Genomic DNA, 24,409 nt, shown 5'->3' with positions numbered 1-24,409 from the left:
GCCGCGATGTCCGAGTCCCGCCGCGCCGCCCTCGTCGATCGTCTGCGCCAGCTTGGCCCCGAGACCTTTTGGACGGTGATGCTGGGGATGGTCGTGCTGGCGATCTACTTCGCGTCGATCGGCGCGTGCGGACCCTGGGACCCGTGGGAGACCCACTACGGCGAGGTCGCCCGCAACATCGTCGCCCGCGAGGACCCCATGGACCTGTGGTGGCGCCCGGGCTACGGCCCCCAGGGCAAGCGCGAGGGCGTGTTCGCGTCGAAGCACGCCCTGCCTTTTTGGTGCATGGCGCTGAGCTTCAAGGTGTTCGGCGTGGGCACGGGGGCCGCCGACGAGATGGTGCGCTCGCCGATCCCCGAGATCGCCCTGCGCCTGCCGAGCATGCTCGCGGGCTTCGCGACCCTGGCCGCGCTGGGCTGGTGCGTGGGTCGGCTGGTCCACTGGCGCGCCGGGGTGCTGACCGCGGCCGCGCTCGCGACCATGCCCCAGTTTGCGATCCTCACCCGCCAGGCCGTCACCGACATGTTCTTCGTCGGCCCCGTGGCCCTGGCCATGGTCGCGTGGGCGATGGCCTGGCTCGAGCCCGAGCGGGAGCTGAAGACCGTCGGCAAGGGCTGGCGCGAGGTCCCCATGGACCGGGCGTGGTGGGTGTTCTTCGCGCTCTTCGTCGTCGCCGCGGTGGTGCCCCTGGCGGTCATGCACCTGCACGTCGTCGACGCGGACACCATCGCCAAGGTCACCCGCTGGAACCGCAAGAAGACCGCGACCTTGGCGGACCTGCACGAAGTCGCGCGCACGCTGTGGATCTACTGGGGCTTGATCGCCGTGGTCCTGGTCCGCGCCCTGCGCTGGCGCCGGCGCTCCCAGGCGTGGATGGGCGTGGTCTACATCGCCGGCGGCCTGTCGCTCATGGGCAAGGGGATGATCGGGCCGGGCATCATCGGCCTGCTGATCCTCATGCACATGTTGGTCAGCGGGCGGCTCTCGCTGCTGTGGCGCGGGCGCTGCGAGCTGGCCATCGGCGTCGTGCTGTTCGTGGTCACCTGCTTCCCCTGGCACCACGCCATGGCGATCTTCCGCGGGGAGCGCTGGGTCAACGAGCTCATCGTGGTCAACAACCTCGCGCGCTTCGCCTCGGGCGAGCAGGACCAGGCCGTGGGCGGCTTTGGCTTTTACCTGCGCACCCTGGGCCTGGCCGCGCTGCCGTGGTCGGCCGTGGTCCCGCCCGCGCTGTGGGCGGCCATGCGCGCGTTCCGACGCCGGGAGCTCGAGCCCGGTGACGGCGAGCTGGCCGTCGACGCCAGCGGCCGACCCCTCGACTCGGCCCGCGAGCTCCACCGCCTGGCGACCCTGTGGTTCATCGTCAGCTTCGGGCTGATCACCTACAGCGTCACCAAGTACTACCACTACCTCGTCCCCTGCCTGCCGCCGCTGGCGGCCCTCGTGGGGCTGTGGCTGCACCAGCTCCTGCCGCCGCCCAAGCCCGCGAAGGAGGATGGCCAAGCGGAGGAGGCCCGCGAGGTGCCGGCGCCTTCAGAGGGCCTCGGCCTCCCCCTCGGCGCGGTGCTGGCCTTCGCCCTCGGCGGCTGCGCGATCGCCTTCATGGTCGTGCGCGAGTGCCTCGAGGAGCCGGCCTGGATCGCCCACCTGACCACCTACCTCTACACGGGCATGTGGCGAAAGGGCGCGGCCCCGGTCGGTCGAATGATCTGGTGCGTCGCCCCCTTCGTCGTCGGCCTGCTGCTGTGGATCGCCCGCCAGGGTCGGGCGGCCGTGGCCGCGATGGTGCTCTCGGGCCTGCTGACGACGGCCTGGGTCATCGACGACTACCTGCCGGCGACGAGCGAGAACTGGTCCCAGCGCACGGCCATGCGCTACGTCTTCGACCACGCCGAGAAGGGCGACAAGCTGCTCAGCTGGTGGTTCTACTATCGCGGCGAGACCTACTTCTCGAAGCGGCGGATCTGGGTGTCCATGGAGCCCAACCGCAAGGAGCTGCGCGAGTTCGTCGACGACCACCGCGGCAAGGGCTCGACCTTCTGGGTGATGACCACGGTGCGCCACGCCGAGCGGGCCCCGGCCCACTTCCCGGCGGACCTGCGCCCGGGCATCGAGGTGGTCTACGAGAACTTCCACTACGCGCTGATGCGCGTGCCTGTCCCGTGATGGTCAGGCGCCGCGCCGGCGCCGGCGAAGGGGCGCGTAGGCGAGGACCAAGAGCCCGAGGGCGAGGCTGCTGCCCCCCCATGGCGCCTTGGGGTCCTCGGCGCTGCACAGGCAGCCGTCCTCGAAGCTGTTGTTCGAGGAGTCGACGACGCCCTCGACGCCCTGGATGTCCATCTCGACCCGCTGGCCGTCGAAGCTGGCCGCGAGCGTGGACCACTTGCTGCGCTCGAACTTGTAGCGGAACAGGTCGCCCTCGCCGGGCTCGGTGGCGCCGTTGAGGTCCCAGTCGAAGGCGGTACCCCAGATGGTCTCGTCGTCGGCGTCGAGGGCCTGGGCGAGGACCACGAGCTTGTCGTCGTCCTCGCGCCCGGACTCGCTCTGGCCGGTGAGGGTCAGGTGGTCGATGGTCTCGGAGTCCTCGAGCTCGAACTCGACGGTGCCGATGACCTCGCCGTTGGCTCGGATATCGACGGGGGCGATCGTGCCGCCCATGGCCGGGGTCGCGGTCAGGGTCATCCAGTCCCGGTCTTCGCTGAGCACGTTCCGCCGCGACCACAGGTCGGACACGCCCTCGGACTCGGAGGTCGGCTCCAGCGCGCCCGCGCCGTAGAGGCGCTGCCCGTCGCGGTACCACTCGACCTCGAAGGTCGCCGTGCCGCCGCTGAGCACCTGGGGGCTCGCGTCGACCTCGGAGGGCGCCCGGTCCTCGTCGCGCAGGAACAGCGGCCCGGCGGCGCGGAGGGTGAAGTCGTCGGGCTGGAGCACCTCGACCTCGATCCCGCGCACGTAGGCCCCCGCGTCGTCGTAGACCTCGAGCACCACGCTGCCCTCGCCGGCCGCGAACACGTCGGCGACGATGACGTCGGAGCGGGTGTTCGAGTTGTCGTCCTCGTTGATGTCCTCCTCGTCGATGAACTGATCGTCGATGGTGATCACCCCGGGCACGTTGGTGCGCAGCTCCCAGCCGTTGAGGTCGGTGCGCTCGGCCCGGTCGTAGACGTAGACGGTGAAGCTCGAGCCCAGGACGTAGGGCGGGCTGAGGCGGTCGTCGAAGCGGTCGCTGAGGCGCAGGTCGAATTTGACGTCGACGCTGTCGGCGTAGCGGACCTTGGGCTGGCACGCGGTCAGGGCGAGCAGGCTCAGGCCCACGAGGGTGCGGGCGCCGGCGCGGGCCCGGGAGGCGGAGGGGGTGCGGGGGGGCGTGGACATGGCGAGCTCGACGGGGATCATGGTAGGCGCGAAGGCCCGGCGAGGTCGACTACTTCGACCGCTTCGGCCAGCTTCGGCGGGGGTCGGTCGGCGCGCCTTGGACCCAGGGAGCGCGCGCTTCGGGTAGAGTGCCGGCGATGCTCGTCGTCACAGGCACGCCCCGCTCGGGCACTTCCATGTGGATGCAGATCCTCGTCGGGGCCGGCTTCGAGGCCATCGGCGAGCCCTTCCCCGGGGACTGGCGCGAGCTCATCGCCCAGGCCAACCCCGACGGCTTTTGGGAGTCCCAGCTCCTCGGCGGCATCTACTACCGGACCAACCCGCACCCGCTCACCGGCGCGTTCTTGTTCCCGGAGCAAACCACCTTCCACGCCGTCAAGGTGATGATCCCCGGGCTGGTCCGCAGCGACCTGGCCTACCTCGATCGGGTCGTCGGCACGGTCCGCGAGTGGCGGGAGTTTTGTGCCTCGCGCGAGCGCTTGCAGACCATGTACCGCGAGGCGATGGGCCTCGAGCCGCAAGACGAGCTGTTCCGCGAGCAGCTGCCCCCGGCGCTCGAGTGGTGGGTCGACAACTTCGCCTTGCTCCGGGACATCGCCACCCGGCGCTACGCCGCCCACGTGTGCTCCTACCAGTCCCTGCTCGACGATCCGGACAAGGCCATCGACGAGGTCCTGCGCTGGCTCGGCCGGGGGGAGCGAAAGGGGGCCATCGAGGCGGTCCGGCCCCGGCACAAGACCCAGGGCAAAAGCGCCCCAACGCCGGACATCGAGGCCGAGTTCGCCGAGGTCTTCGACGAGCTCTACGACCACATCCACCGTGCCGAGGCCCTGTCGGCGAGTTTTCTGGCCAAGCTCAACGAGACCGATCGGGCCCTGCGGCCGCGCCTGCTCGCCCACGAGGCGTCCGCCCGGGTGGCGGCGGCCCAGAGCCTGCTCTCCAGCCACGAGGGCGAAGCCAGGGAATGATCACATCGGCACCCTGAACCGATCCGCGACGCGTTAGACTAGCGACGACGCCGTCGGACGACCCTCATGCCTGCCAACTGCTTGCCCGAGACTTCCCCCGAGCTCGCGTTGTCGCTGCGCTGCCGAGAGGCAGAGTGGATCGACGCCGACTCGACCCTGACCGACTTCGCCCGCCCCGTCCCGCGGTCGGCCCAGCCCGTCCAGGGCGCCGTGGGCCTGGTCGAGGCGCTGGTCGCCGATCGGGTCGCCCGCGACTTCTTCGTCTGCAGGCACGCTCGCGCGCCAGTTCATCAGCTGCGAGCTGGCGCGCTTCGAGATCCCCGTGGGTCCGCAGCCTCTGGTGCCGCCCACGGCGGACTGGAACCACCGCGAGGAGCTGGCGGCCGAGCTGCTGCCCTCGGCCGAGGAGGTCGAGGCGTCGGGCCTGGTGGCGATGGCGGTCCGGATCCGGCGGGGCATGGTGATCGCGGCGAGCGTGCTGCCCCTGGCCCTCGCGCCGACCCTGGCCCACGCGGGCGAGGGCGGGGTCGAAGGCCCGGCGCCCGCCCCCGCGGCGGACGCCGCCGACACGGACGCGCCGGCCCAGCCCGAGACGCCCGCCACGACGGAGGCGCCGACCATGGACCCCGCGACGACTCCGGACCCGGCTCCAGCCGCGGCTGCGCCAGCGCCCCGGGTGACCGGGAGCTCGCTCTCGCTGACGAGCCGCGCGGTCTGGGACGGCCTGAGCCACAAGCGGGTCACCCTCGACATGAAGAACGGCCAGACCCTCTCGGGGGTCGTCGTGGCCCAGTCGGATCGGCAGATCGCCCTGGCCCGGGCGAGCGACGGGACGATCGTCGCCGTGCCCAAGGCCGACGTCGGGGGCGTCCGGGTCAAGCCAAGCGCCGGCGCGGGAGCTTCGAAGTCGGCGGGCGGCGGCGACGAGCTGCCCAAGACCCGCGAGTCCGGGCGCGGCATGGTCGTCGGCGGGGCGATCATGCTGAGCTTCGGCGGCGTGGCGGCCCTGGCCGGCACGGTGCTGCTGGCGACCTCGCCCTACACCTTCTACATCGCCCTGCCCCTGCTCTTGCCTGGGGCCGCGACGGTCATCGGCGGCGCGGTGTTGGTCCGCGGCGCCAAGAAAAAGCGGGCGCTCTACAACAAGGCCTGGGGCCTGCCGGACATGTCCAAGGTCGAGCTCACGCCGACCATCAACGTCGGCCGCAACGGCGGCCAGGCTGGCCTGGTGCTGCGCTTTTAGCTGAGGGAGGAGCTCGAGATGACGCGCTTTCACGAAGATCAAGCCCCCTGCCTCGACCTGCGAGCCAGCGACGCGCGCTGGGAGGCCCACCCCGAGGCCGTCGCCGCGACCTTGGCCGACTTCCAACGCCCCTGCGCCCGCGACCCCAAGGTGCGCGCGCGGACGCGAGCGACCGCCCTCGGCGAACTGATGATCGCCGATCACATCGCGCGCCAGCAGCTCGCGCAGATGCAGCTGAGCGAGGCGGTGGCGGTCCACACCAGCGCCCTGAGCCGGGCGCGGATCCCCCTGGCGCCGTGGACCCCCGACGCGGCTGTGTCCACCGAGGACTGGCGCATCGAGTCCGAGGTCGCCGGCGAGTGCGTGGTGATCGGCGAAGGCCTCGCGCGCTCGGGCTCGACCGCGGGTCGGTGGATCCGGGTGCTCGCGGCCGCAGCCGCGCTGCCGGTGGTGCTCGCGCCCACGGCAGCGATCGCGGGGGCGCCCACGCTGACGGGCGCCGTGGTCACGGGAGAGCTCGAGGCTGACGCGCCCGCGCTGCCCGACGAGCCCAGCGCGACGCCGGCTCCTGCCGAAGGCGAGGTCCCTGCCGAGTCCGCAGCCGCGCCCGCGCCCGCGCCCACGGTCGCGCCGCCGCCCACCCCGAGCCCCGAGGCCCTCTCGCTCACCGGCGAGGTGCTGTGGGAGGGGCTGATGAACACCGAGATCAGCCTGGCCATGAACAACAGCCAGTCGGTCACCGGCGCCCTCGTGGCCCAGTCGCCGACGGAGCTGGCGATCGCGCGCTCGGCAGACGGGACCCTCGTGTCCGTGCCCAAGGCCGACGTCGCCGGGGTCCGCCTGCGCATGGACGGCTACACGCCCTCGACCTACCGCAAGGGCGTCGGGGCCCTCGGCGATCGACCCACGGAGGACGGTCGCGGTCTGCTCGGCGCGGGCGTGGTGCTCGTCGGCGCCGGCTCGGTGCTCACCCTGACCGGCATCAGCATGCTGGCCATCTACCCCTCGGGGCTGCACATCAACCTGCCGACGCTGCTGCCAGGCCTGGCCATGCTCGGGGCTGGCGGCGCGATGATCTCCGTGTCCAAGAAGCGCCACGCCGCGTTCAAGAAGGCCTGGGGCTTGCCCGAGACCGCGCGGCTCCAGATGACGCCCACCTTCGGGGTGGGCAAGCGAGGCGGCCAGGCCGGCCTGGTGCTGCGCTTTTAGCCCGAGACCTCGAAGTGCAGCTGCGTCGTGAGGTTGCGCAGGACCTGCCAGCTCGCGTCGGCGTCGCTCATGGTCGCGAAGTCCACGCCGTCGAAGATCGCGTCCACGTGCCGGACGAGGCGGACCTCCATGAGCTCACCGGGTGTCGCCGTGGGGGCGATCTCGAAGCTCTCGGCGATGTCGTGGAGCTTGCCGTAGGCCTGCTCGTCGCGGAGTGAGAAGGGCACCGGCTCGGTGCCCCCGGGCTCGATCCAGCTCCCGCGCATGAACAAGGACGCGGCGACGAGCTCGGGGTCGTCGTCGCCGTCTTGGATCGCGGCCTGCTCGGCGGCGAGCGAGGGCGCGATGACGTAGTGGCCGCCGCAGTAGACGTCGCCCTCGATCGCCAGGGGGTCGGCGTAGGTCGGGATCGGCCCGGGCTCGTGGGTGCGCTCGAACAGCTCGAAGACCCAGGCCGAGGGGTCCGTGTCTCCGGGGTGTCCACCCTGGGGTCGGGCGAGGGTGTCGCCGGTCGCTAGGGACGCACGGCTACGCCGGCCCGACTCCAGCGGGAGAGAGCCCGGCAGCGCACCTGCGCAGGGGGTCAGAGAGACCGCGTAGCTGGCGACCCAGCCGCTTTCGAGGTGAATCGCGTAGCCGAGATCGTTTGTTACCTCCCAGCTCCCCGTCTCCTCGTCGAAGCTCGCCTGACCCGCCTCCCAGTCGAGGATCCACGCGACCTCGGCGGGCTCGAGGCTGAGCTCGGGCGCGCCAGAGCCGGGGTCCGAATCGGCGCTCGTCGAGTCGTCGCCCTGCGCATCGTCCTCGGAACCCGGTTCTTGCCCAGGACAGCCCGCAATCCCGAGGACGCAGAGGCACGCGGCGAGGGAGTCGAGGGGCGCGGCGCTCATGGATGCGCTCAGAGTACACGCTGTGTGGACTCGACTTCCGACTCGGGCACGACCCGCGGCAGGACCCTCGGCACGGGGCGCGACTGTTCCAGCTACGGGCCCGAGCAACGCAAAGTGCGCTCGTGAGTAACGATCGTCGGCAATGACGCGTCGCGCTTGGACACCCACACCAATCAGCGCACCTTCGAATGGTCACCACCTTTTTGAAGAGGGCGGATGCACCGCCATCACATTTCGTCGCGATGCCTGTTACTATCGCCGACGTTCGGGTCGCTGGCCCCGAGTCCACCATTGGAGATGTCCGTGAAGTTCTCTCGAATCCCCCTAATCGCTCTGACTGCTTCGCTCTCGCTGACCGCCTTCGCGTGCGTGGAGGAGGAACCCATCGACGGCGCCGAGGATGGCGCGGACGGCACGGACGACGGAGCCGACGAGGGTGGAGAGACCCCCGCGGACCCCGACAGCGACCAGGACGGCCTGACCGACGCCCAGGAGGCCGAGCTCGGCACCGATCCCAACGACAAGGACTCGGACAACGACAACTACTGGGACGGCTGGGAGGTCAACGAGGGCACCGACCCCCTCGACGCGAGCGACCGCATCTACCACGGCTACTGGCCCTACAACCCCGACAAGGACGAGCTCGAGCAGGGCAGCTTCGGGACCTCGACCACGGCCAAGGGCAGCCCCTTCCCGCGCGCCGAGTTCCTCGATCAGCACGGCGACCTCGTCGACTTCTACGACTTCGCCAACTCGGACTACAACGCGGACGGCCAGCCCTCCTTCTTCCTCGTCGACATGTCGGCGATGTGGTGCGGGCCCTGCCACAACCTGGCCGACTGGGTCGCGGGCGTGCCCAACGACGCCACGGCCTACTTCGAGCAGAACTACCCCTCGGTGCCTGAAAAGGTCGACGAGTTCGTGATCTGGTGGGTGACCTTCATCGTCGAGAACTCCGGCGGCGGCGCGCCTGCGCTGGGCGACGCGCAGTCGTGGTACCAGAGCCACCCCGACTCCAAGATCCCGCTGTTCGTGGACGACACCCAGGGCGTCCGCAACCTGTTCAACGGCGGCCAGTACCCCTTCATCTTCCTCCTCGATCCCGAGCTCAAGGTCGAGTACTGGAAGTACCCGACGCCCAACGACAACGCTTACCAGGCGCTGTTCTACGTCGAGAACTACCTGTAGTGGGTCTCCGGCTGAGCCGGACGCAAAAAAGAAGTCGCCCCATTCGGGCGACTTCTTTTTTTGTGCCTGGCCCGGGGAGGCTGGGCCGGCGGGCTTACCCGTCCTTCTTGGCCGGCCCGCCAGCGGCGTCCCGGGGCCCCTCGACCTTGGCCGGCGCGGGCTTGGCCGCGTCGCTCGGGGCGGTGTCGGCCGCGGGCGCGTCACCGCCAGTGCCCGCCGTGCCGCCGCCGGTCGCGGCCGGCTCGACGGAGGGGCGGGGGACCGGAGCAGGGCGGGGCGCCGAGTCGGCGTCCTTGCAGCACAAGATGCCGCCGTTGCGCTCGGAGCTGACGGTCGAGCAGCCCTCGGCCTTGCCCACGGAGATCGCGGTGTTGCCCTCCCAGACCGCGTTCTTGCAGCCGCCGACGCGGCAGCCCTCGCCGCAGCACACCGGCTCGGCGCCGAAGCCCTCGTCGAGGCAGGGGTAGCGGGTGTTGTCGGCGGGCGGGTCGGGGCACTCGCCCTTCTTCTTGACGTGGCTGATCGCGGCGACGAACTTGCCGGGGCCGGCGTCCTCGAGGCATTGCTTGTCGCTGATGCGATCGGCGAGGTCGTGGTAGTCACCGTTGCGGGCGCACAGGTGCCAGCCCGGGGCGCACACGTCGGCGGGCGAGCTGCACACGTCGAGGTCGTCGCCGCAGGTCTTGCTCGTCTTGCCCTTGCGCAGGTTCATCTCGCCGTCCCACACGCCGAGGCAGCCGGCGATGGTCGGGAACTTGTTGAGGTCTGCGAAGCCCTCGCGCTGCCCGTCGGCGCAGCCGACCACGGCCGGGTCGCCGTCGCGCTCGCTCTCGACGAACTCCACGTTGGACAGCGAGCTCGGGGCGTCGCTGTCCAGGGTCGCGTTGCGGCTGACGCGACGCGGCTCGTTCTTGTTGGAGGTGGGGCCGCAGGCGGCCAGGGTCAGAGCCGTGAAAGCCAAGGCAGCGGTGAGCACAGAGAGACCGCGGGTGGTCATGGCTCGGGAATGTAGCAGCTCGCGGGCCACAGATTGAAGGCCGCACGCAAAGCGTGCGGGCCCAGTCGGGGTCTTGCAGCCCGAACTGGGGTAGGGCGGGCGCGGCTGCTCGGGCTGCCGAGCCAGGGCCCGTCAAAAGCGCACGGCCGTGATGGCGGCCAGATCCCAGGTTCGGATGGCCCGGAAGGGGTCGTCGCGCTCTTGCAGCCAGCTGTGAGACAGCCCTCCTTCGAGACCCAGAGCAAAGCGCGGGGTGACGCGATAGGCGAGGGCCAGGCCGCCGCCGAGGCCCGCCCCCACGTCCCGCTCGCGGCGATCGCAGTGCGCTTGGCGGCTGTCCTGGCAGTCCAGGCGCAGGCCCGAGATGGCGATGTGGGGGTCGACCGTGGCCCAAGCGAGGAAGCGGCGGCGGGTCCAGCCGACCCGGACCTTCACCCCCGCGCGCATCAAGTGGCCCTGGACGCGCTCGGTCCAGCCGTAGCAGCCGCCGCGGAAGCACAGCACGTAGCCCCCGGGCTCGGCGTTGCGGAACTGCCAGATCGCCTGGTCGAAGGCGCCGGCGAAGCCGAGCACCCAACCTTGGCGCAGGGCGAGGGCGAAGCCGGCGGAGAAGCCCCAGCGGTAGCCGCCCGAGACCGCCGAGCGAAAGTTGGCGGTGTCCGAGGCCGCGCCCGCGGGGAGCCCAAGGGCCGCGGGCGTCAGGGTTAGCCAGCCGCCGCCGATCGCCCAGTCTTCCTCGCCATGGTCGGCCTCCGCCTCGGCCACGGTCGTCGCCTCGTCGTTCGAGCTCGAGTTTGACGGACTCGGCTCGGCGGCCTGCGCAGGACCCAGCGCGAGCAGGCACGCGAGCAGCGGTGCGGCGAGGCTCACTCGATCAGCTTAGCGCGGCCGACCGTCGCCGCTCGCGCGAGGGTACAGTCCGGGCGTGTCCGTCCTTCACGTCGTCCGTCACGCCCAGGCCTCGATGTTCGCTGCGAACTACGACGAGCTGTCCGAGCGCGGTCGCAGCCAAGCGGCGCGCCTGGGCCGGGCGTGGGCCGCCGCGCGGAGTACCGAGGGCGCGCCCGGAGGTTTTGATGCCGTGTTCACCGGTCCGGCGCGTCGCCACCACGACACCGCCGCAGGCGTCGCCGAGGGCTTCGGCGCGGCTTCGCTGCCCTTCCCCCAGCCCGTCGAGCTCCCCGGCTTCGACGAGCACGACGGCCAGGCCCTCGTGGTCCAGACCATGGGCGCGCTGGCTCGCCGCGGCCAGCGAGGCGGGACCGTGCCCGAGTGGGCCGCCGCGCTCACGCCCCTGGCGACCCGAGCCATGGACACGAGCCAGCCCAAGGCCGCGCGCTCCCGGGACTGGCAGCGCATGTTCGAGGCCGTCATGGCCCGGTGGATCGCCGGCGAGCTCGACGAGCTGTCGGAGTCTGGCGAGCTCGAGGGCGTCGAGAGCTGGTCGAGCTTCCACGGCCGCGTGGTCGAGAGCTTCGCCGAGCTGCGGGCGAGCGCCAAGGGAGAGGTCGCGCTGTTCACCTCCGTGGGGCCGATCGCCGTGATCCTCGAGCAGGTCCTCGAGCTCCCGCCGCTGGTCGCCTTTCGCCAGGCCTGGCGGGTCTACAACGCCTCGATCACCCGGGTCATCTATAGCGGCGCGCGCGTGACCCTGGACGGCTTCAACGAGGTCGCCCACCTGCCCATGGGCGAGTGGACCCATCGCTGAGCCCTACTTCCAGCTCACGCGATCGACGAAGGTGACGCTCCCGCCGTCGTCGAGGCGGACCTTCACCGTCGCGTCGAAGGAGCCCCAGGTGTAGAGGGTCAGCGCCGCGTCGCCGTCGAGGGTCTCGACGGGGTCGGCGAAGGTCGGGTGCAGCGTATAGGTGACGCTGTCGAGTTGATCTGCGCAGCCGGGCGTGGGGTGCAGGGCGCGGACCTCGACCTGGTCGAGCCACTTGCCCGAGTCGTTTTGGCGCGCGGCCTCGCGGACCATGTTCGAGCGCAGGGCCCAGCCGTGGGCGTCGCACTCGCTCGGGCGCAGGGTGGGCGGCGCGTCGGCGCGGCCGAGGGCGGTGAAGCCTGGCAGGTCGGTGATCTTGACCGCGGGCACGCCGGTCAGCCGCCCGTTCGACACGCCCTTGGAGTCCCAGCCCCAGTGGATGGCGACGGCGCGACCTTGCTCGTCGATCACCGGCGAGCCCGACGAGCCCCACCAGGTCTGGGCGCTGTACTCGATCGACGGTCGCCCACCGATGGTCAGCTCGTCGGCCAAAATTGTCCCAAAGGAGGCGCGCAGGGGCTTGCCCCGCGGGTGGCCGAGGACGAACACGGCCTCGCCGTGGTGTACCGGGGTGTCGCGCAGCTCCAGAAAGGGGAAGGGCCCTGCTTTGGCGGGGTCGGTCACCCGGTAGAGCGCCACGTCGTGCTCGCGGTCGCGGGTGACCAGCTCGACCTCCAGGGCCTGTTCGCTGCCGTCGCCGACCCATCGCCGCCACACCCGGCCGGAGTCGCCGAAGCTCTCGTACACGTGGTGGTTGGTCAGGATCAGCCCGTCGGGATCGACGAAGAAGCCCGAGGCCGTGGGGAAGCGGACGACGGCCTCGCTGCTGTCGTGGACGACGGACTCCTCGACCTTCGCCAGGGAGTAGAAGTCCCCGAGGGTGTAGTCGTGAAAGTCCGCAGCCGCGGCCGCGGGGATTCCCCCGACTACCGCGGCTGCCATCGCAACGAGCATCGACACGCCGGCACAAAGGGTAGAGCGCATGGTCTTAGCGACGTCTCGCGCGGGCAATTGGTTCCCCGAGAATCGATCGCCGGACTGGTAGACTCGCCGCCCATGGATTTCGCGATCCCCGAGTCCCTGACGCCGATCCTCGCGCGCATGCGCGAGTTCGTCGATGCCCACGTCATCCCCGTCGAGGCCGCCTTCCACGAGGCCGACGACTTCTCGGCCGTGGAGGCGCGCATGGTCGAGGTCCGCGCCAAGGCCAAGGCCGCCGGCTTGTGGCTGCCGCAGATGAGCGAGCGCCACGGCGGCATGGGCCTGAGCCTGCTCGAGCACGGCCTGGTCAGCGAGGTGCTCGGGCGCAGCCCCCTGGGCCACTACGCCTTCAACTGCCAGGCCCCGGACGCCGGCAACATGGAGATCCTCGCCGAGTACGGGACCAAGGCCCAGCGCGAGACCTTCCTCGAGCCCTTGCTCGCCGGCGAGACCCGCTCGTGCTTTGCGATGACCGAGCCGGGCCGGGCGGGCAGCAACCCCGTGTGGCTCGAGACCCGCGCCCGCGTCGAGGGCGACACGATCACCCTCGACGGGCACAAGTGGTTCACGACCGCCGCCGACGGGGCCGCCTTCGCCATCGTCATGGCCGTGACCGAGCCCGACGCCGCGCCCCACGAGCGCGCCTCGATGATCATCGTGCCCACGGACACCCCCGGGTTCACGCTGGTCCGCAACATCCCGATCATGGGCGAGGCCGGGAGCGGCTGGGCCAGCCACGCCGAGGTCCGCTTCGACGACTGCAAGGTGCCCGTGACCAACATGCTCGGCATGCCGGGGGCGGGCTTTTTCATCGCCCAGGCGCGCCTGGGGCCCGGCCGCATCCACCACTGCATGCGCTGGCTGGGGATCTGCGACCGGGCCTTCTCGATGATGTGCGAGCGCGCGGCCACGCGGGAGCTCTCGCCGGGCAAGTTCCTGGGCGAGAAGCAGACGATCCAAAACTGGATCGCCGAGAGCCGGGCCGAGATCGACTCGGCGCGCCTGGCCGTGCTCTACGCCGCCTGGCGCATCGACGCCGTCGGGCAAAAGGCGGCCCGGGTCGAGGTCTCGGCCATCAAGTTCCACGTCGCCAAGATCCTACGCAACGTGCTCGAGCGCGCCATCCAGACCCACGGCGCCCTCGGCATCACCGACGACACCGTGCTCAGCTTCTTCTACCGCCACGAGCGGGGCGCGCAGATCTACGACGGCCCCGACGAGGTCCACAAGTCCGTGGTCGCCCGGGAGGTGCTCAAGACCTACGGCATGGATCCGCGGGCCGTCGCCCTGGCGCGCAAGGCCGCGGCGCGGGAGGGCGACAAGTGAGCGAGGCGGGCGGGCCCAGCGAGCCCAGGGGGAACGAAGCGCTCATCGATCGGGCCAAGGACGTGCGCGAGGGCGAGGGTCTCGACCTCGAGGCCCTCGGGGCGTGGCTGCGCGCCCAGCCCGGCGTGGCCGAGCGCCTCGGCGAGGCCAAGGACGCGGCCGTCGAGGTCCAGCAGTTCCCCAGCGGCTACTCCAACCTGACCTACATGATCCAAATCGGCGCGCACGAGCTCGTGCTCCGCCGCCCGCCCTTCGGCAACACCGTCAAGAGCGGCCACGACATGGGCCGGGAGCACCGCGTGCTCTCGACCCTCGCCCCCGTCTACCCCCTCGCGCCCGAGCCCTGGGCCTACTGCGAGGACGAGTCCGTGATCGGGGCGCCCTTTTACGTCATGGAGCGGCGCCGCGGGATCATCATCCGGCGGCGCTTGCCCAAGGGCATGGCCCTCGACGAGGCCGGGGCGAAGGCGCTGAGCACCGCGCTCATCGACGGCCTCGCGGACCTGCACCGCATCGACTACGCGGGCATCGGGCTCGGCGAGCTCGGCCGCCCCGAGGGCTACGCCCGGCGTCAGGTCGAGGGCTGGACCCGGCGCTGGCAAAAGGCGCAGACCGACGCGCTGCCGCTGATGGACCAGGTCGCCGCCTGGCTCGCCGCGGAGCTGCCCGCCGACGCCGACGCCGACGCGGCGCTGATCCACAACGATTACAAATACGACAACGTCGTCCTCGACCCCGAGGACCCGGCGCGGATCATCGCCGTGCTCGACTGGGAGATGGCCACGATCGGCAGCCCGCGCATGGACCTGGGCACGACCTTGGGCTACTGGGTCGAGACCCACGACGACGAGCAGCTCCACGCCCTCGCCTTTGGCCCGACCTACGCCCCGGGCAGCCTGTCCCGGGCCGAGCTCGTCGCCCGCTACGAGGAGCGCAGCGGCGTCCAGGTCGGCAACGCGACCTACTACCGCGTGTTCGGCCTGTTCAAGATCGCGGTCATCATCCAGCAGATCTACGCGCGCTACAAAAAGGGCTCCACCCAGGACCCGCGCTTCGCCATGCTCGGCCACGTGGTCTCCGTGCTCGCCCAGGTCGCCGGCGGGGCCATCGACCAGGATCGACCCTGATCAACCCTGATCAACCCTGATCAACCCTGATCAACCCTGATCAACTCGGATCGGCCCTGAGCTCGGGCGACTTCAGCTGGCGTCTTCGAACAGCTCGACGAGCCAGTCCCAGACCGCGGCGATGCGCGGGACCTCGCGGTTGGCCCGGTGCCCGGCGATCCACAGCTCGGAGTTGGGGATCGTCGCCAGGCTCGCGCGCAGCTTGGGCGTGCACGCGACCACCTCTAGGCCGTCTAGGCGGCGGTATGGCGCGGGCAAGATCAGCACGCCGAGCCCGGCCCGGGCGGCCTCGATGAGCCCGGTCATCCCGTTGGAGCGCAGCCGCACGCGCTCGGGCGGCACCTCGGCGTGGACCCAGCGCGCGTCCGGGAGGTTGGCGAGCTCCTCGCCCCAGGTCAGCCAGTGGGCGCGGTCAGCCCGGCGCAGGCGCCCGAGCGCGCGCGCGTAGGCGGGGCTGGCCATGAGCACCCAGCCCGCCACGAGTAGGCGGCGCGCGACCACGTCCCCGGTCGTGGGTCGGACGCTGCGCAGGGCGACGTCGGCCTCGCGGCGCCCGAGGTCGAGGTAGCCCACGCTCGAGGGCAGCTCGATCCGGAGCTTGGGGTGGCGGGCGAACAGCTCGGGCAAGGCGGCGGCGAGGAAGTGGTCGACCAGGCCCGGCGGCGCGGCCAGGCGCACGGTCCCGGCGGCCTCGGTCTCGAACTCGTCGAGGCCCCGGGCGAAGCCGACCGCGGCCTGCTCCATGCCCTCGGCGAAGGGCACGAGGCGCGCGGCCGCGGCCGTGGGCAGGGCCCCCTCTCGGGTGCGATCGAACAGCCGCGCGTCCATGCGCTCTTCGAGGGCCGTGAGCCGCCGGGAGACCGTGGACACGTTGACCGCGAGCTGCTCGGCGGCGGCCTTGAGCGAGCCCCCGCGCCACAGCGCGAGGAACAGGCGGGCGTCGTCCCAGCGCAGGTCGTCGAGGTCGCGGGAGGGCCGATTCGAGCGAGATTTCCGAGCTTGCATTTTTGCAAGCAAAGCTTGCCATATCTCGACTTTGACGGCGCGAGTGCAAGCGCCATGCTCTGGACATGGCTCTCGAGCACGACGTCGCCTCTTCCAAGATTGCTTCCAACTCCGGCCCTGGGCCCCGCCAAGGCGAGCTCCACGTGGTCGTCGGCGCCGGCCAGATCGGCACCCAGCTCGCCCGCCTGCTCGCCGAGCGGGGCGCCCGGGTTCGCCTGCTGCGCCGAGGGCCCGCGGGCCCAGCCATCCCGGGGGTCGAGTGGCTGCGCGGTGACGCCAAGGACGAGGCGTTCATGGATCGGGCCTGCGCCGGGGCGGTCGCGGTCTACAACTGCGCCAACCCCAGCGACTACGCGGGCTGGGCCGGGGTGATCGAGCCGCTCTACCGGGCGATCTGGGCCGCAGCTGCCCGAGCCGGGGCGCGCCTGGTCCAGCTCGACAACCTCTACGCCTACGGCAAGCCTCCGACCGCGCCCTTCGACGAGGCCACGCCGGAGCGGCCGTGCAGCAGCAAGGGCGAGCTGCGCCGAGAGCTCAGCCAAGAGCTCCTGGCGATGCATCGACGCGGCGAGCTCGAGGTGGCGATCGGGCGCGCGTCGGACTTCTTTGGCCCGGACACGCCCAACGCCGCCGTGTTTCGGCCGGACGTGTTGAAGGCGCTGCGCGAGGGCGGGACGGCCTACATCTTCGGGGACCCGGACATGCCGCACGCCTACACCTACTCGCCGGACGTCGCCCGGGGGCTGATGGTGCTGGGCTGCGATCCGCGGGCGCCGGGGCGCGTGTGGCATTTGCCGACGGCGGCCAAGCTGCGGACGCGGGAGCTGCTCGAGCGCTTCGCCGAGGCGGCGGGGGTTCGCCTGCGGGTGTGGGGGATCCCCGGTTGGGTGCTGCGGGTGCTCGGGACGGTGTCGTCGTTGATGCGGGCGGTAGCGGAGATGACCTACCAGTTCGAGGTGCCCTACGTGTTGGACGATGGGGACTTTCGCCGGACCTTCGGGGTTGGGGCGACGCCGCTCGATGAGGCGATTGCGACGACGCTCGCTGCTTGAGGGTGGATGTTCGTGCTGGTTTACATGGATCGCAGGTGTTGGTCTGCGGTGCTTGGTTGGCTCCGACGGTGCACCGCGGCCTATTCGGCGGGCTCCTCCCCACTCCTGCGCTCGAGCCGAGCCACATCCCGTTGCTCTTCCAAGGTTGTAGGCGGCTCGGTGCTCGTCGCAGGGACCCCTCCCGCCGAGCGGCCTGCTCGGGGTACGCAAGTTGAATGCTGGGGTCTCGAACGAGTTGCGCTTGGACCTGAACTGCCTGCAGCAGGGGTCGAGCCACCACCAGCGCACTTCACCCCCGCCAAAACATTTCTACTCGCCGCCCCATGACCGGAGCCGCAGCGAGCGAAGCGAGCGTGAGGTGGATGAATCGCGCGCAGCGAAGCGAGCACGATTCATCGTCGGGGCGGACGCTGTCGAGGGCCTCCCGATAGCACCTCATGGGGAAAAATAGCCTGTTCTCAAACCCGGGCTGCATGCAGCAGTGTTTGGAGAATCCCACCGCATGCAGCGGCAGCCGGACACCCCCCGCCGCATGCAGCGGCAGCCGGACACCCCTCCGCACAACAGCAGGAGCCGGACAACCCCCCGCACACAGCCCGCCGAACAGGCCGCGGCGCACCGCCGGAGCCCCGCCGACCTCAGTCCAACGCCCGAAGCCTCTGCTTCTACTCAATCCACCCAGACCGTCTTCGCGTTCACCCACTCGAGCATCCCGTGGCGCCCGAGCTCGCGCCCGTACCCGCTGTCTTTCACCCCGCCAAAGGGCACCCGCGGATCCGAGCGGACCATCCCGTTGACGAAGCAAGCCCCCGCGTCGAGCTGGTCCCGAGCGATCGCCTCGGCGCGCTCGACGTCGCGGCTGAACACCGCGGCCCCCAGGCCGTAGTCGCTGCGGTTGGCGACGGCGACGGCGTGGGCCTCGTCGCGCACGGTCATGATCGCGGCGACGGGCCCAAACAGCTCCTCGCGGGCGGCCGGGTTGGTCTCGTCGACGCTGCCCAGGGCGACGACGGGGTGGTAGGCGCCGGGCGAGTCGGGCACCTCGCTGCGGTGCAGGACGCGGGCGCCCGCGGCGACGCTGCGCTCGACCTGGTCCTCGAGGCCGGCGCGCAAGTCGGCGCGAGCGAGCGGTCCGACGGTGGTCGTCGGGTCGGTCGGATCGCCGACCACGGCGGCGCGCAGCTGGGCGAGGAAGGCCTCGGTGAAGGCCTCGGCGACGGGCTCGCAGACCAAAAAGCGCTTGGCCGCGACGCAGGTCTGGCCGCTGTTGAACAGCCGGGCCTTGGCGCACACGGCCGCGGCGTGGTCGAGGTCGGCGTCGGGGAGGATGAGGTAGGGGTCGCTGCCGCCGAGCTCGAGCACGGTCTTTTTGAGGTGCTGGCCGGCGAGGGCGGCGACGCTCCGGCCGGCGCGGGTGCTGCCGGTGAGCGTGACCCCGCGGACGCGGCGGTCGGCGATCAGCCCGGCGACCTGGCCGTGGGAGGCGACGAGGGTCTCGAGGCAGCCCTCGGGGAAGCCGGCGGCGAGCAGCGCGGCCTCGATGGCCAGGGCGCAGCCGGTGGTATTGGGCGCGTGCTTGAGCAGGGCGGTGTTGCCGGCGAGCAGGGCCGGCGCGGCGAAGCGCAGGGCCTGCCACCACGGGAAATTCCACGGCATGATCGCCAGCAGCAGCCCCATGGGGCGGTGCGCGACGTAGCTGCGCTGGCTGCCCTCGACGGCGACCCGCGAGCGCGGCTCGTCGGCGAGCATCGCCGGCCCGTGCTCGGCGAGCCACTCGCACAGCCACGCGCACTTGTCGAGCTCGCCCTGGGCCTGCGCGAGGGGCTTGCCCATCTCGGCGGTCATCGTCGCCGCGGCCTCACCCCGGATCGTGCGCAGGTGCGCGCCGAGGGCCCGCAGCGCGTCGGCGCGCTCGGCCAGCGGGCGCGCGGCCCAGTCGCGCTGTTGGGCGTGGGCCCGGGCGACGCGGCCTTCGAGCTCGGCGTCGGTGAACGAGGCGAAGCTGCGCAGGCGCTCGCCGGTCGCGGGGTTGATCGAGGCGGGCTCGAGCTCGCTCATGCGACGGTCGAGTAGATGGCGTTGCGGCCCACGCCGATGCGCTCGAGCCGGCCGTCCTTGCACAGCACGCCGAGGTGGTGGCGGAGCACGGACTTTTCGAGGCGCGAGTACTCGGCGATGTCCTCGAGGGTGACGTCGCCGTTGCCCTCGACGAAGGGCAGGATCTGGCGCGCGACGTCCTCGGTCTCGAGGCCGCCGTCGGCCGGGGCCTTCTTGGCGGCGAGCTCGATCTTGATCTCCTCGCCCGCCTCGGCCTCGGCCTCGTCCTCGTCGGGGCCCATGAGCGCTTCCTTCATGATCCGGCGCTTGCGGGCGCGGGGCGTGTCGGCCTCGGCCTCGGCCTTGTCCGGCGCCGTCTTGCCGAAGGCGTCGCGCAGATCGCCCAGGGTGATCTTGGAGAACTGGCTCCAAAGGTCGCGGGACTCGAGGAAGCCGATGAGCTCGGCGAGCTTCACGTCCCCGGGTTTGCTGAGGCCCTTGAGGGTCTCGAGCGCGCTCAGTCGCTCGAGCTCTCCCCGACGCAAGACGGTGTCGTTCTTATCTGGCATGGCGCTGGGTTCCGACCGCGCTGGGCATCGTCGCATCTGCGCTCCGACTGAGCTCCAGACCGACCGCCCTGCGGTTCGTGCTTCGACGCCAGCGGCCATCGACCCGCCCGCGACGAATTGCATTGTGCTTCACAGGCCGACCCGGGTGCAAATCGAACCCGCGTGACTTGCGCCAAATCGACGGCGAGACTCTGGACCAACCCTTCTGCTCGTCCTCGAGTTGGGCACCTTCGCGCCTCGTGAACCCCGCGATTCGAGATCTCTCTACGTAACAATTGTCGAGGGGATCCGCCGGTTCGCCGGGCTCACCATGGGGAGGGCCTGGGGATCGGGCAAGCCTGACACCTGCTCCGATCTCGCACATCGGAGCCAAGCAAGACTGGGGCCAAGCAGAGAATCTCCCCATCGGCGCCTAGATGAACCCGACTGGTGAAGCCCTTTCCGATCATGTCCAAAGGGCCAATATCGCGCGTTTTTTGAGTTCGGCCTGCTGGCCGGCCGTTGTGGATAACCCATCTTCGCGCGAGATGCTCAGTTCTTGCGACACACCATATCTTGTGGTTGGCTAGCGCTCCGGACCCAACATGTGGGTCCGCCCCGCCAACCACGCTCACCCGCGCAGAGCGCGAACCCGAAACCAGCAGACCCCACCATCCGCTCGTTCCAAGCTCGCGCGTCACAAGCGCTAGCGGGTGCCCCAAAACCAGAGACTCGAAGATGGCGTCGGTCCTGCCAGGACCGGCCGACCCGGTCTCTTTCGCTTCGCGTCACTGCACCGTGGCGCAAAAGCGCTCTCCCCGACACCTCCCCGAACCCTCGCTCTCGCCGACTCCCCCTCGACCTGGAGACCCATGAAGATCAGCCGCTTGTTCACCCGCCGTACCGAGCGCCCCTACGAGGGCGTGGACTTCGAAGCTCGCAGCTCGCGGATCACCAACCCCGACGGCTCCGTGGTGTTCGAGGCCAAGGACATCGATGTTCCCAAGGGCTGGTCGCAGGTCGCCGTCGACATCCTGGCGCAGAAGTACTTTCGTCGCGCGGGTGTCCCCGCCGCGTTGCGGACCGTTCCCGAGGAGGGCGTGCCCGAGTGGCTGTGGCGCAGCGAGCCCGACCTCGAGGCCCTCGAGGCGCTGCCCGAGGGCGAGCGCTACACCGGCGAGACGGACAGCCGCCAGGTCTTCAACCGGCTCGCCGGCTGCTGGACCTACTGGGGCTTCAAGCACGACTACTTCGAGGACGAGGCCGGCGCGCGCGCCTTCTACGACGAGATGGTGACCATGCTGGCGACCCAGCGCGCCGCCCCCAACAGCCCGCAGTGGTTCAACACCGGGCTGCACTGGGCCTACGGCATCACCGGCCCGGCCCAGGGGCACTACTACTGCGAGCCCGAGACCGGCGAGCTGCGCAAGTCGACCAACGCCTACGAGCACCCCCAGCCCCACGCCTGCTTCATCCAGGGCGTCGCGGACGACCTCGTCGGCGAGGACGGGATCATGGATCTGTGGGTCCGGGAGGCGCGCCTGTTCAAGTACGGCTCGGGGACCGGCTCGAACTTCTCGCAGATCCGCGGCGAGGGCGAGCCGCTGTCGGGCGGCGGCCGCTCGAGCGGGCTGATGAGCTTCCTGCGCATCGGTGACCGGGCCGCTGGCGCGATCAAGAGCGGTGGCACCACACGCCGCGCGGCCAAGATGGTCGTCGTCGACGTCGACCACCCCGACATCGAGCAGTACATCGACTGGAAGGTGCTCGAGGAGCAGAAGGTCGCGGCGCTGGTCACCGGCTCGCGGATCTGCAACGAGAACCTCAACCAGATCCTCCGCGCGTGCCACGTGACCGACGCGGACCTGAGCGACGCCGAGCGCTTCGACGCCCGCAAGAACAGGCCCTTGCGCAAGGCGATCAAGAAGGCCCGCAACCTTCAGGTCCCCGAGAACTACATCCAGCGCGCGATCCAGCTGGCCCAAAGCGGCGCCCGCGAGCTCGAGTTCCCCGAGTACACCACCGGCTGGGACTCCGACGCCTACGGCACCGTCTCGGGTCAGAACTCGAACAACTCGGTGCGCCTGCCCGACGCCTTCTTGCACGCCGTCGACGCGGACAACACCTGGGACCTGACCCGGCGGACCGACGGCAAGGTCGCGCGGACCCTCCGCGCCGCGGAGCTGTGGGACAAGATCGCGTTCTCGGCGTGGAGCTGCGCCGACCCGGGCCTGCAGTTCGACACGACCATCAACGACTGGCACACCTGCCCCAACAGCGGGCGGATCAACGCCAGCAACCCGTGCTCCGAGTACATGTTCCTCGACGACACGGCCTGCAACCTGGCGTCGCTGAACCTGATGAAGTTCGTCATCGACGCGAGCACGCCCGGGCCGCGCAGCGCGGACATGCTCGGCGAGTTCGACGTCGACGCGATCCGCCACGCCTGCCGGCTGTGGACCATCGTGCTGGAGGTCTCGGTGCTCATGGCCCAGTTCCCGAGCCACAAGATCGCGGCGCTGAGCTACCGCTACCGCACCCTCGGCCTGGGCTACGCCAACCTCGGCACCTACTTCATGGTCCGCGGCGTGCCCTACGACTCCGAGGAGGCCGTGGCCATCTGCGGCGGCGTGTCGGCGCTGATGACCGGCACCTGCTACGCGACCTCGGCCGAGCTCGCCGACAAGCACGGGCCCTTCCCCGGCTACGAGGAGAACCGCGACGCGATGCTCCGGGTCATCCGCAACCACCGGCGCGCGGCCTACGACGCCCCGCGCTCGGACTACGAGTCGCTCAACACCCTGCCCCGGGGCATCGACGCCCAGCGCTGCCCCAACTACCTGCTGACGGCCGCGCGCGGGGCCTGGGACGAGGCGCTGCAGCGCGGTGAGCAGTCCGGCTACCGCAACGCCCAGGTCACCGTCATCGCCCCGACCGGGACCATCGGCCTGGTCATGGACTGCGACACCACCGGCATCGAGCCCGACTTCGCCCTGGTCAAGTTCAAGAAGCTCGCCGGCGGCGGCTACTTCAAGATCATCAACCAGTCCGTGCCCGGGGCCCTGAGCCGCCTCGGCTACACCGACAGCCAGATCGACGACATCGTCCGCTACTGCAAGGGCGCCGGCACCCTGGTCGGCTCGCCGACCATCACCCACGCCGACCTCGAGGCCAAGGGCCTCAGCCGCGCCGCCATCGACCGCGTCGAGTCGGGCCTGGGCCAGGCCTTCGAGCTGTCCTTCGCCTTCAACCGCTACGTGCTCGGCGACGATCTGTGCCGCGAGCTCGGGTTCACCGACGACCAGCTCTCCGACCCCAGCTTCAACATCCTCGAGGGCCTGGGCTTCACCGCCCAGGACATCCAAAAGGCCAACGACTGGGTGTGCGGCACCATGACCATCGAGGGCGCGCCGCACCTGCGCGACGAGCACCTGCCGGTGTTCGACTGCGCCAACCGCTGCGGCCGCTACGGCAAGCGCTACATCCGCCCCATGGCCCACGTGCACATGATGGCGGCGGCCCAGCCCTTCCTCTCGGGCGCCATCTCCAAGACCATCAACATGCCCAACGAGGCGACGGTCGGCGAGGTCAAGAAGGTCTACCGCGAGTCGTGGAACATGGGCGTCAAGGCCATCGCGCTGTACCGCGACGGCAGCAAGCTCAGCCAGCCGCTCTCGGCCGCGCTCGCCTCCGACATCGCCGAGGACCTCGACGAGCTCGAGGACGGCGCCGCGGCCATCGACGCCCCGCGCCCGGCCACCGCCCAGCCCCAGGTGATCGAGAAGGTCACCGAGCGCATCGTCCACCGTTACCTCGCCAAGCGTCGGCGCATGCCCGACCGCCGCGCGGGCTACACCCAAAAAGCGACCATCGGCGGCCACAAGGTCTACGTCCACACCGGCGAGTACAGCGATGGCACCCTCGGTGAGATCTTCATCGACATGCACAAGGAGGGCGCCGCCTTCCGCTCGCTGATGAACTGCTTCGCCATCGCCATCTCCTTGGGCCTGCAGTACGGCGTGCCCCTCGAGGAGTACGTCGAGGCCTTCGTGTTCACCCGCTTCGAGCCCAACGGCATGGTCACCGGGCACCCGCAGGTGAAGATGTCGACCTCGATCATCGACTACATCTTCCGCGAGCTGGCGATCACCTACATGGACCGCCAGGACCTGGCCCACGTCCGCGCCGAGGACCTCGCCCCCGACCACACCGGCGGCGACGAGGACATCGACTTTCGCGACGAGGAGGTCGTCTCCGAGCGCGTCGTCACCCCCGGCCCGCTCAAGCTGAGCACGCCCACGCCCCGCTCCCCGCACCTGTACCTGGGCGGCGAGTCCGGCAAGATCGAGGTCGAGGACCGCACCGCGGCCGTCGGCGCCGCCGCGGCCTCGGCGGGCTTCAACCGCGGCAACGGCAACAAGTCCCGCTCCAGCGAGCTCAAGGCCCAGGCCGCGCTCGGTGAGAAGGTCCGCCAGGCCAAGATGCAGGGCTATGAGGGCGACGCCTGCGACGCTTGCGGCAGCTTCACCCTGGTCCGCAACGGCTCGTGCATGAAGTGCATGACCTGCGGCGGCACCTCCGGTTGCTCCTGATTTAGCCCCCGCGAGCGCCTCGGATCGGGGACGCTTCGTCGCTCCGCTCCTCCTCTCGGGCTTGTCCTCAATGGGCTTCGTGCCTGGGAGGGGGGCATGGGGTCGC

General features: G+C 70.7%; 18 protein-coding genes. 10 read left to right on the top strand and 8 right to left on the bottom strand.

From position 1 onward, the window contains the following. Positions 1-6: 6 nt before the first annotated feature. A complete protein-coding gene (locus tag PPSIR1_RS10805; protein WP_006971081.1) occupies positions 7-2,166 on the top strand; it encodes a dolichyl-phosphate-mannose--protein mannosyltransferase in 2,160 nt (719 codons plus the stop codon). Between the two features lie 3 nt (positions 2,167-2,169). Here PPSIR1_RS10805 and PPSIR1_RS10800 read toward each other — a convergent pair whose 3' ends face one another. Continuing rightward, positions 2,170-3,375 (bottom strand): MYXO-CTERM sorting domain-containing protein, encoded by a 1,206-nt coding sequence (locus PPSIR1_RS10800; protein WP_157595417.1) that lies wholly within the window; start codon positions 3,373-3,375, stop codon positions 2,170-2,172. 137 nt (positions 3,376-3,512) lie between these two features. Here PPSIR1_RS10800 and PPSIR1_RS10795 point away from each other — a divergent pair, with 137 nt between their 5' ends. The 3 genes from PPSIR1_RS10795 (at position 3,513) to PPSIR1_RS10785 (ending at position 6,795) form a co-directional block, all read left to right on the top strand. Next, entirely contained in the window at positions 3,513-4,343 is an 831-nt protein-coding gene (locus PPSIR1_RS10795) for a hypothetical protein (RefSeq protein WP_157595416.1), read from the top strand. A gap of 322 nt (positions 4,344-4,665) precedes the next feature. Further along, positions 4,666-5,586 carry a hypothetical protein gene (locus PPSIR1_RS10790; RefSeq protein WP_157595415.1) on the top strand — a complete coding sequence of 307 codons (921 nt, stop codon included), beginning with the start codon at positions 4,666-4,668 and terminating at the stop codon, positions 5,584-5,586. An 18-nt stretch (positions 5,587-5,604) separates the two neighbouring features. Continuing rightward, positions 5,605-6,795: a hypothetical protein gene (locus tag PPSIR1_RS10785; protein ID WP_006971077.1), complete on the top strand. Its 1,191-nt coding sequence runs from the start codon at positions 5,605-5,607 to the stop codon at positions 6,793-6,795. Here the strand turns inward: PPSIR1_RS10785 and PPSIR1_RS10780 are convergent. Beyond that, entirely contained in the window at positions 6,792-7,685 is an 894-nt protein-coding gene (locus tag PPSIR1_RS10780; protein WP_006971076.1) for a hypothetical protein, read from the bottom strand. The two genes, PPSIR1_RS10785 and PPSIR1_RS10780, sit on opposite strands and share 4 nt — an antisense overlap. Positions 7,686-8,054: 369 nt before the next feature. Between PPSIR1_RS10780 and PPSIR1_RS10775 the strand changes: the two genes are divergently transcribed. Then, positions 8,055-8,873 (top strand): TlpA family protein disulfide reductase, encoded by an 819-nt coding sequence (locus tag PPSIR1_RS10775; RefSeq protein ID WP_006971075.1) that lies wholly within the window; start codon positions 8,055-8,057, stop codon positions 8,871-8,873. A gap of 94 nt (positions 8,874-8,967) precedes the next feature. Here PPSIR1_RS10775 and PPSIR1_RS10770 read toward each other — a convergent pair whose 3' ends face one another. Beyond that, complete coding sequence (locus tag PPSIR1_RS10770; RefSeq protein WP_157595414.1) at positions 8,968-9,834, bottom strand: hypothetical protein; 867 nt, start codon at positions 9,832-9,834, stop codon at positions 8,968-8,970. 168 nt (positions 9,835-10,002) lie between these two features. After that, the gene (locus tag PPSIR1_RS10765; RefSeq protein WP_006971073.1) at positions 10,003-10,740 is read right to left on the bottom strand and encodes a hypothetical protein; all 738 of its coding nucleotides are present in this window, start codon (positions 10,738-10,740) and stop codon (positions 10,003-10,005) included. 55 nt (positions 10,741-10,795) lie between these two features. Here PPSIR1_RS10765 and PPSIR1_RS10760 point away from each other — a divergent pair, with 55 nt between their 5' ends. Beyond that, positions 10,796-11,578: a histidine phosphatase family protein gene (locus PPSIR1_RS10760; protein ID WP_006971072.1), complete on the top strand. Its 783-nt coding sequence runs from the start codon at positions 10,796-10,798 to the stop codon at positions 11,576-11,578. Positions 11,579-11,581: 3 nt separating this feature from the next. Here the strand turns inward: PPSIR1_RS10760 and PPSIR1_RS10755 are convergent, their stop codons facing one another. Then, positions 11,582-12,577, bottom strand: a complete 996-nt coding sequence (locus tag PPSIR1_RS10755; RefSeq protein ID WP_006971071.1) for a trypsin-like peptidase domain-containing protein — start codon at positions 12,575-12,577, stop codon at positions 11,582-11,584. A 114-nt stretch (positions 12,578-12,691) separates the two neighbouring features. On the opposite strand from PPSIR1_RS10755, the gene PPSIR1_RS10750 reads away from it, so the two are divergent. Next, positions 12,692-13,942: an acyl-CoA dehydrogenase family protein gene (locus PPSIR1_RS10750; protein WP_006971070.1), complete on the top strand. Its 1,251-nt coding sequence runs from the start codon at positions 12,692-12,694 to the stop codon at positions 13,940-13,942. Beyond that, the gene (locus tag PPSIR1_RS10745; RefSeq protein ID WP_006971069.1) at positions 13,939-15,069 is read left to right on the top strand and encodes a phosphotransferase family protein; all 1,131 of its coding nucleotides are present in this window, start codon (positions 13,939-13,941) and stop codon (positions 15,067-15,069) included. Before PPSIR1_RS10750 ends, PPSIR1_RS10745 begins: the two co-directional genes overlap by 4 nt. Before the next feature lie 72 nt (positions 15,070-15,141). Here PPSIR1_RS10745 and PPSIR1_RS10740 read toward each other — a convergent pair whose 3' ends face one another. After that, complete coding sequence (locus tag PPSIR1_RS10740; protein ID WP_006971068.1) at positions 15,142-16,074, bottom strand: LysR family transcriptional regulator; 933 nt, start codon at positions 16,072-16,074, stop codon at positions 15,142-15,144. 65 nt (positions 16,075-16,139) lie between these two features. Between PPSIR1_RS10740 and PPSIR1_RS10735 the strand changes: the two genes are divergently transcribed. Further along, a complete protein-coding gene (locus PPSIR1_RS10735) occupies positions 16,140-17,126 on the top strand; it encodes an NAD-dependent epimerase/dehydratase family protein (protein ID WP_006971067.1) in 987 nt (328 codons plus the stop codon). Positions 17,127-17,795: 669 nt separating this feature from the next. Here the strand turns inward: PPSIR1_RS10735 and PPSIR1_RS10730 are convergent. Both PPSIR1_RS10730 and PPSIR1_RS10725 read right to left on the bottom strand, forming a co-directional pair. Beyond that, on the bottom strand, positions 17,796-19,184 hold the full coding sequence (locus PPSIR1_RS10730) for an NAD-dependent succinate-semialdehyde dehydrogenase (RefSeq protein ID WP_006971066.1): 1,389 nt from the start codon (positions 19,182-19,184) through the stop codon (positions 17,796-17,798). Next, on the bottom strand, positions 19,181-19,732 hold the full coding sequence (locus PPSIR1_RS10725) for a hypothetical protein (RefSeq protein ID WP_006971065.1): 552 nt from the start codon (positions 19,730-19,732) through the stop codon (positions 19,181-19,183). Before PPSIR1_RS10725 ends, PPSIR1_RS10730 begins: the two co-directional genes overlap by 4 nt. An 851-nt stretch (positions 19,733-20,583) precedes the next feature. On the opposite strand from PPSIR1_RS10725, the gene PPSIR1_RS10720 reads away from it, so the two are divergent. Beyond that, the gene (locus PPSIR1_RS10720) at positions 20,584-24,303 is read left to right on the top strand and encodes a vitamin B12-dependent ribonucleotide reductase (protein ID WP_006971064.1); all 3,720 of its coding nucleotides are present in this window, start codon (positions 20,584-20,586) and stop codon (positions 24,301-24,303) included. The last annotated feature ends 106 nt before the right edge of the window (positions 24,304-24,409 follow it).

The sequence above is a fragment of the Plesiocystis pacifica SIR-1 genome (assembly GCF_000170895.1).
In the GTDB taxonomy this organism is placed as follows: Bacteria; Myxococcota_A; Polyangia; order Nannocystales; family Nannocystaceae; genus Plesiocystis; species Plesiocystis pacifica.
Note: the sequence above shows the minus strand (reverse complement) of the source record. Positions and strands in the feature narration are given on the sequence as shown.

Coding starts and splice junctions, on each gene's coding strand:
- PPSIR1_RS10805 (WP_006971081.1), top strand. CDS start 7: ATGTCCGAGTCCCGCCGCGCCGCCCTCGTCGATCGTCTGCGCCAGCTT.
- PPSIR1_RS10800 (WP_157595417.1), bottom strand. CDS start 3,375: ATGTCCACGCCCCCCCGCACCCCCTCCGCCTCCCGGGCCCGCGCCGGC.
- PPSIR1_RS10795 (WP_157595416.1), top strand. CDS start 3,513: ATGCTCGTCGTCACAGGCACGCCCCGCTCGGGCACTTCCATGTGGATG.
- PPSIR1_RS10785 (WP_006971077.1), top strand. CDS start 5,605: ATGACGCGCTTTCACGAAGATCAAGCCCCCTGCCTCGACCTGCGAGCC.
- PPSIR1_RS10780 (WP_006971076.1), bottom strand. CDS start 7,685: ATGAGCGCCGCGCCCCTCGACTCCCTCGCCGCGTGCCTCTGCGTCCTC.
- PPSIR1_RS10755 (WP_006971071.1), bottom strand. CDS start 12,577: ATGGCAGCCGCGGTAGTCGGGGGAATCCCCGCGGCCGCGGCTGCGGAC.
- PPSIR1_RS10750 (WP_006971070.1), top strand. CDS start 12,692: ATGGATTTCGCGATCCCCGAGTCCCTGACGCCGATCCTCGCGCGCATG.
- PPSIR1_RS10740 (WP_006971068.1), bottom strand. CDS start 16,074: ATGCAAGCTCGGAAATCTCGCTCGAATCGGCCCTCCCGCGACCTCGAC.
- PPSIR1_RS10735 (WP_006971067.1), top strand. CDS start 16,140: ATGGCTCTCGAGCACGACGTCGCCTCTTCCAAGATTGCTTCCAACTCC.
- PPSIR1_RS10730 (WP_006971066.1), bottom strand. CDS start 19,184: ATGAGCGAGCTCGAGCCCGCCTCGATCAACCCCGCGACCGGCGAGCGC.
- PPSIR1_RS10725 (WP_006971065.1), bottom strand. CDS start 19,732: ATGCCAGATAAGAACGACACCGTCTTGCGTCGGGGAGAGCTCGAGCGA.
- PPSIR1_RS10720 (WP_006971064.1), top strand. CDS start 20,584: ATGAAGATCAGCCGCTTGTTCACCCGCCGTACCGAGCGCCCCTACGAG.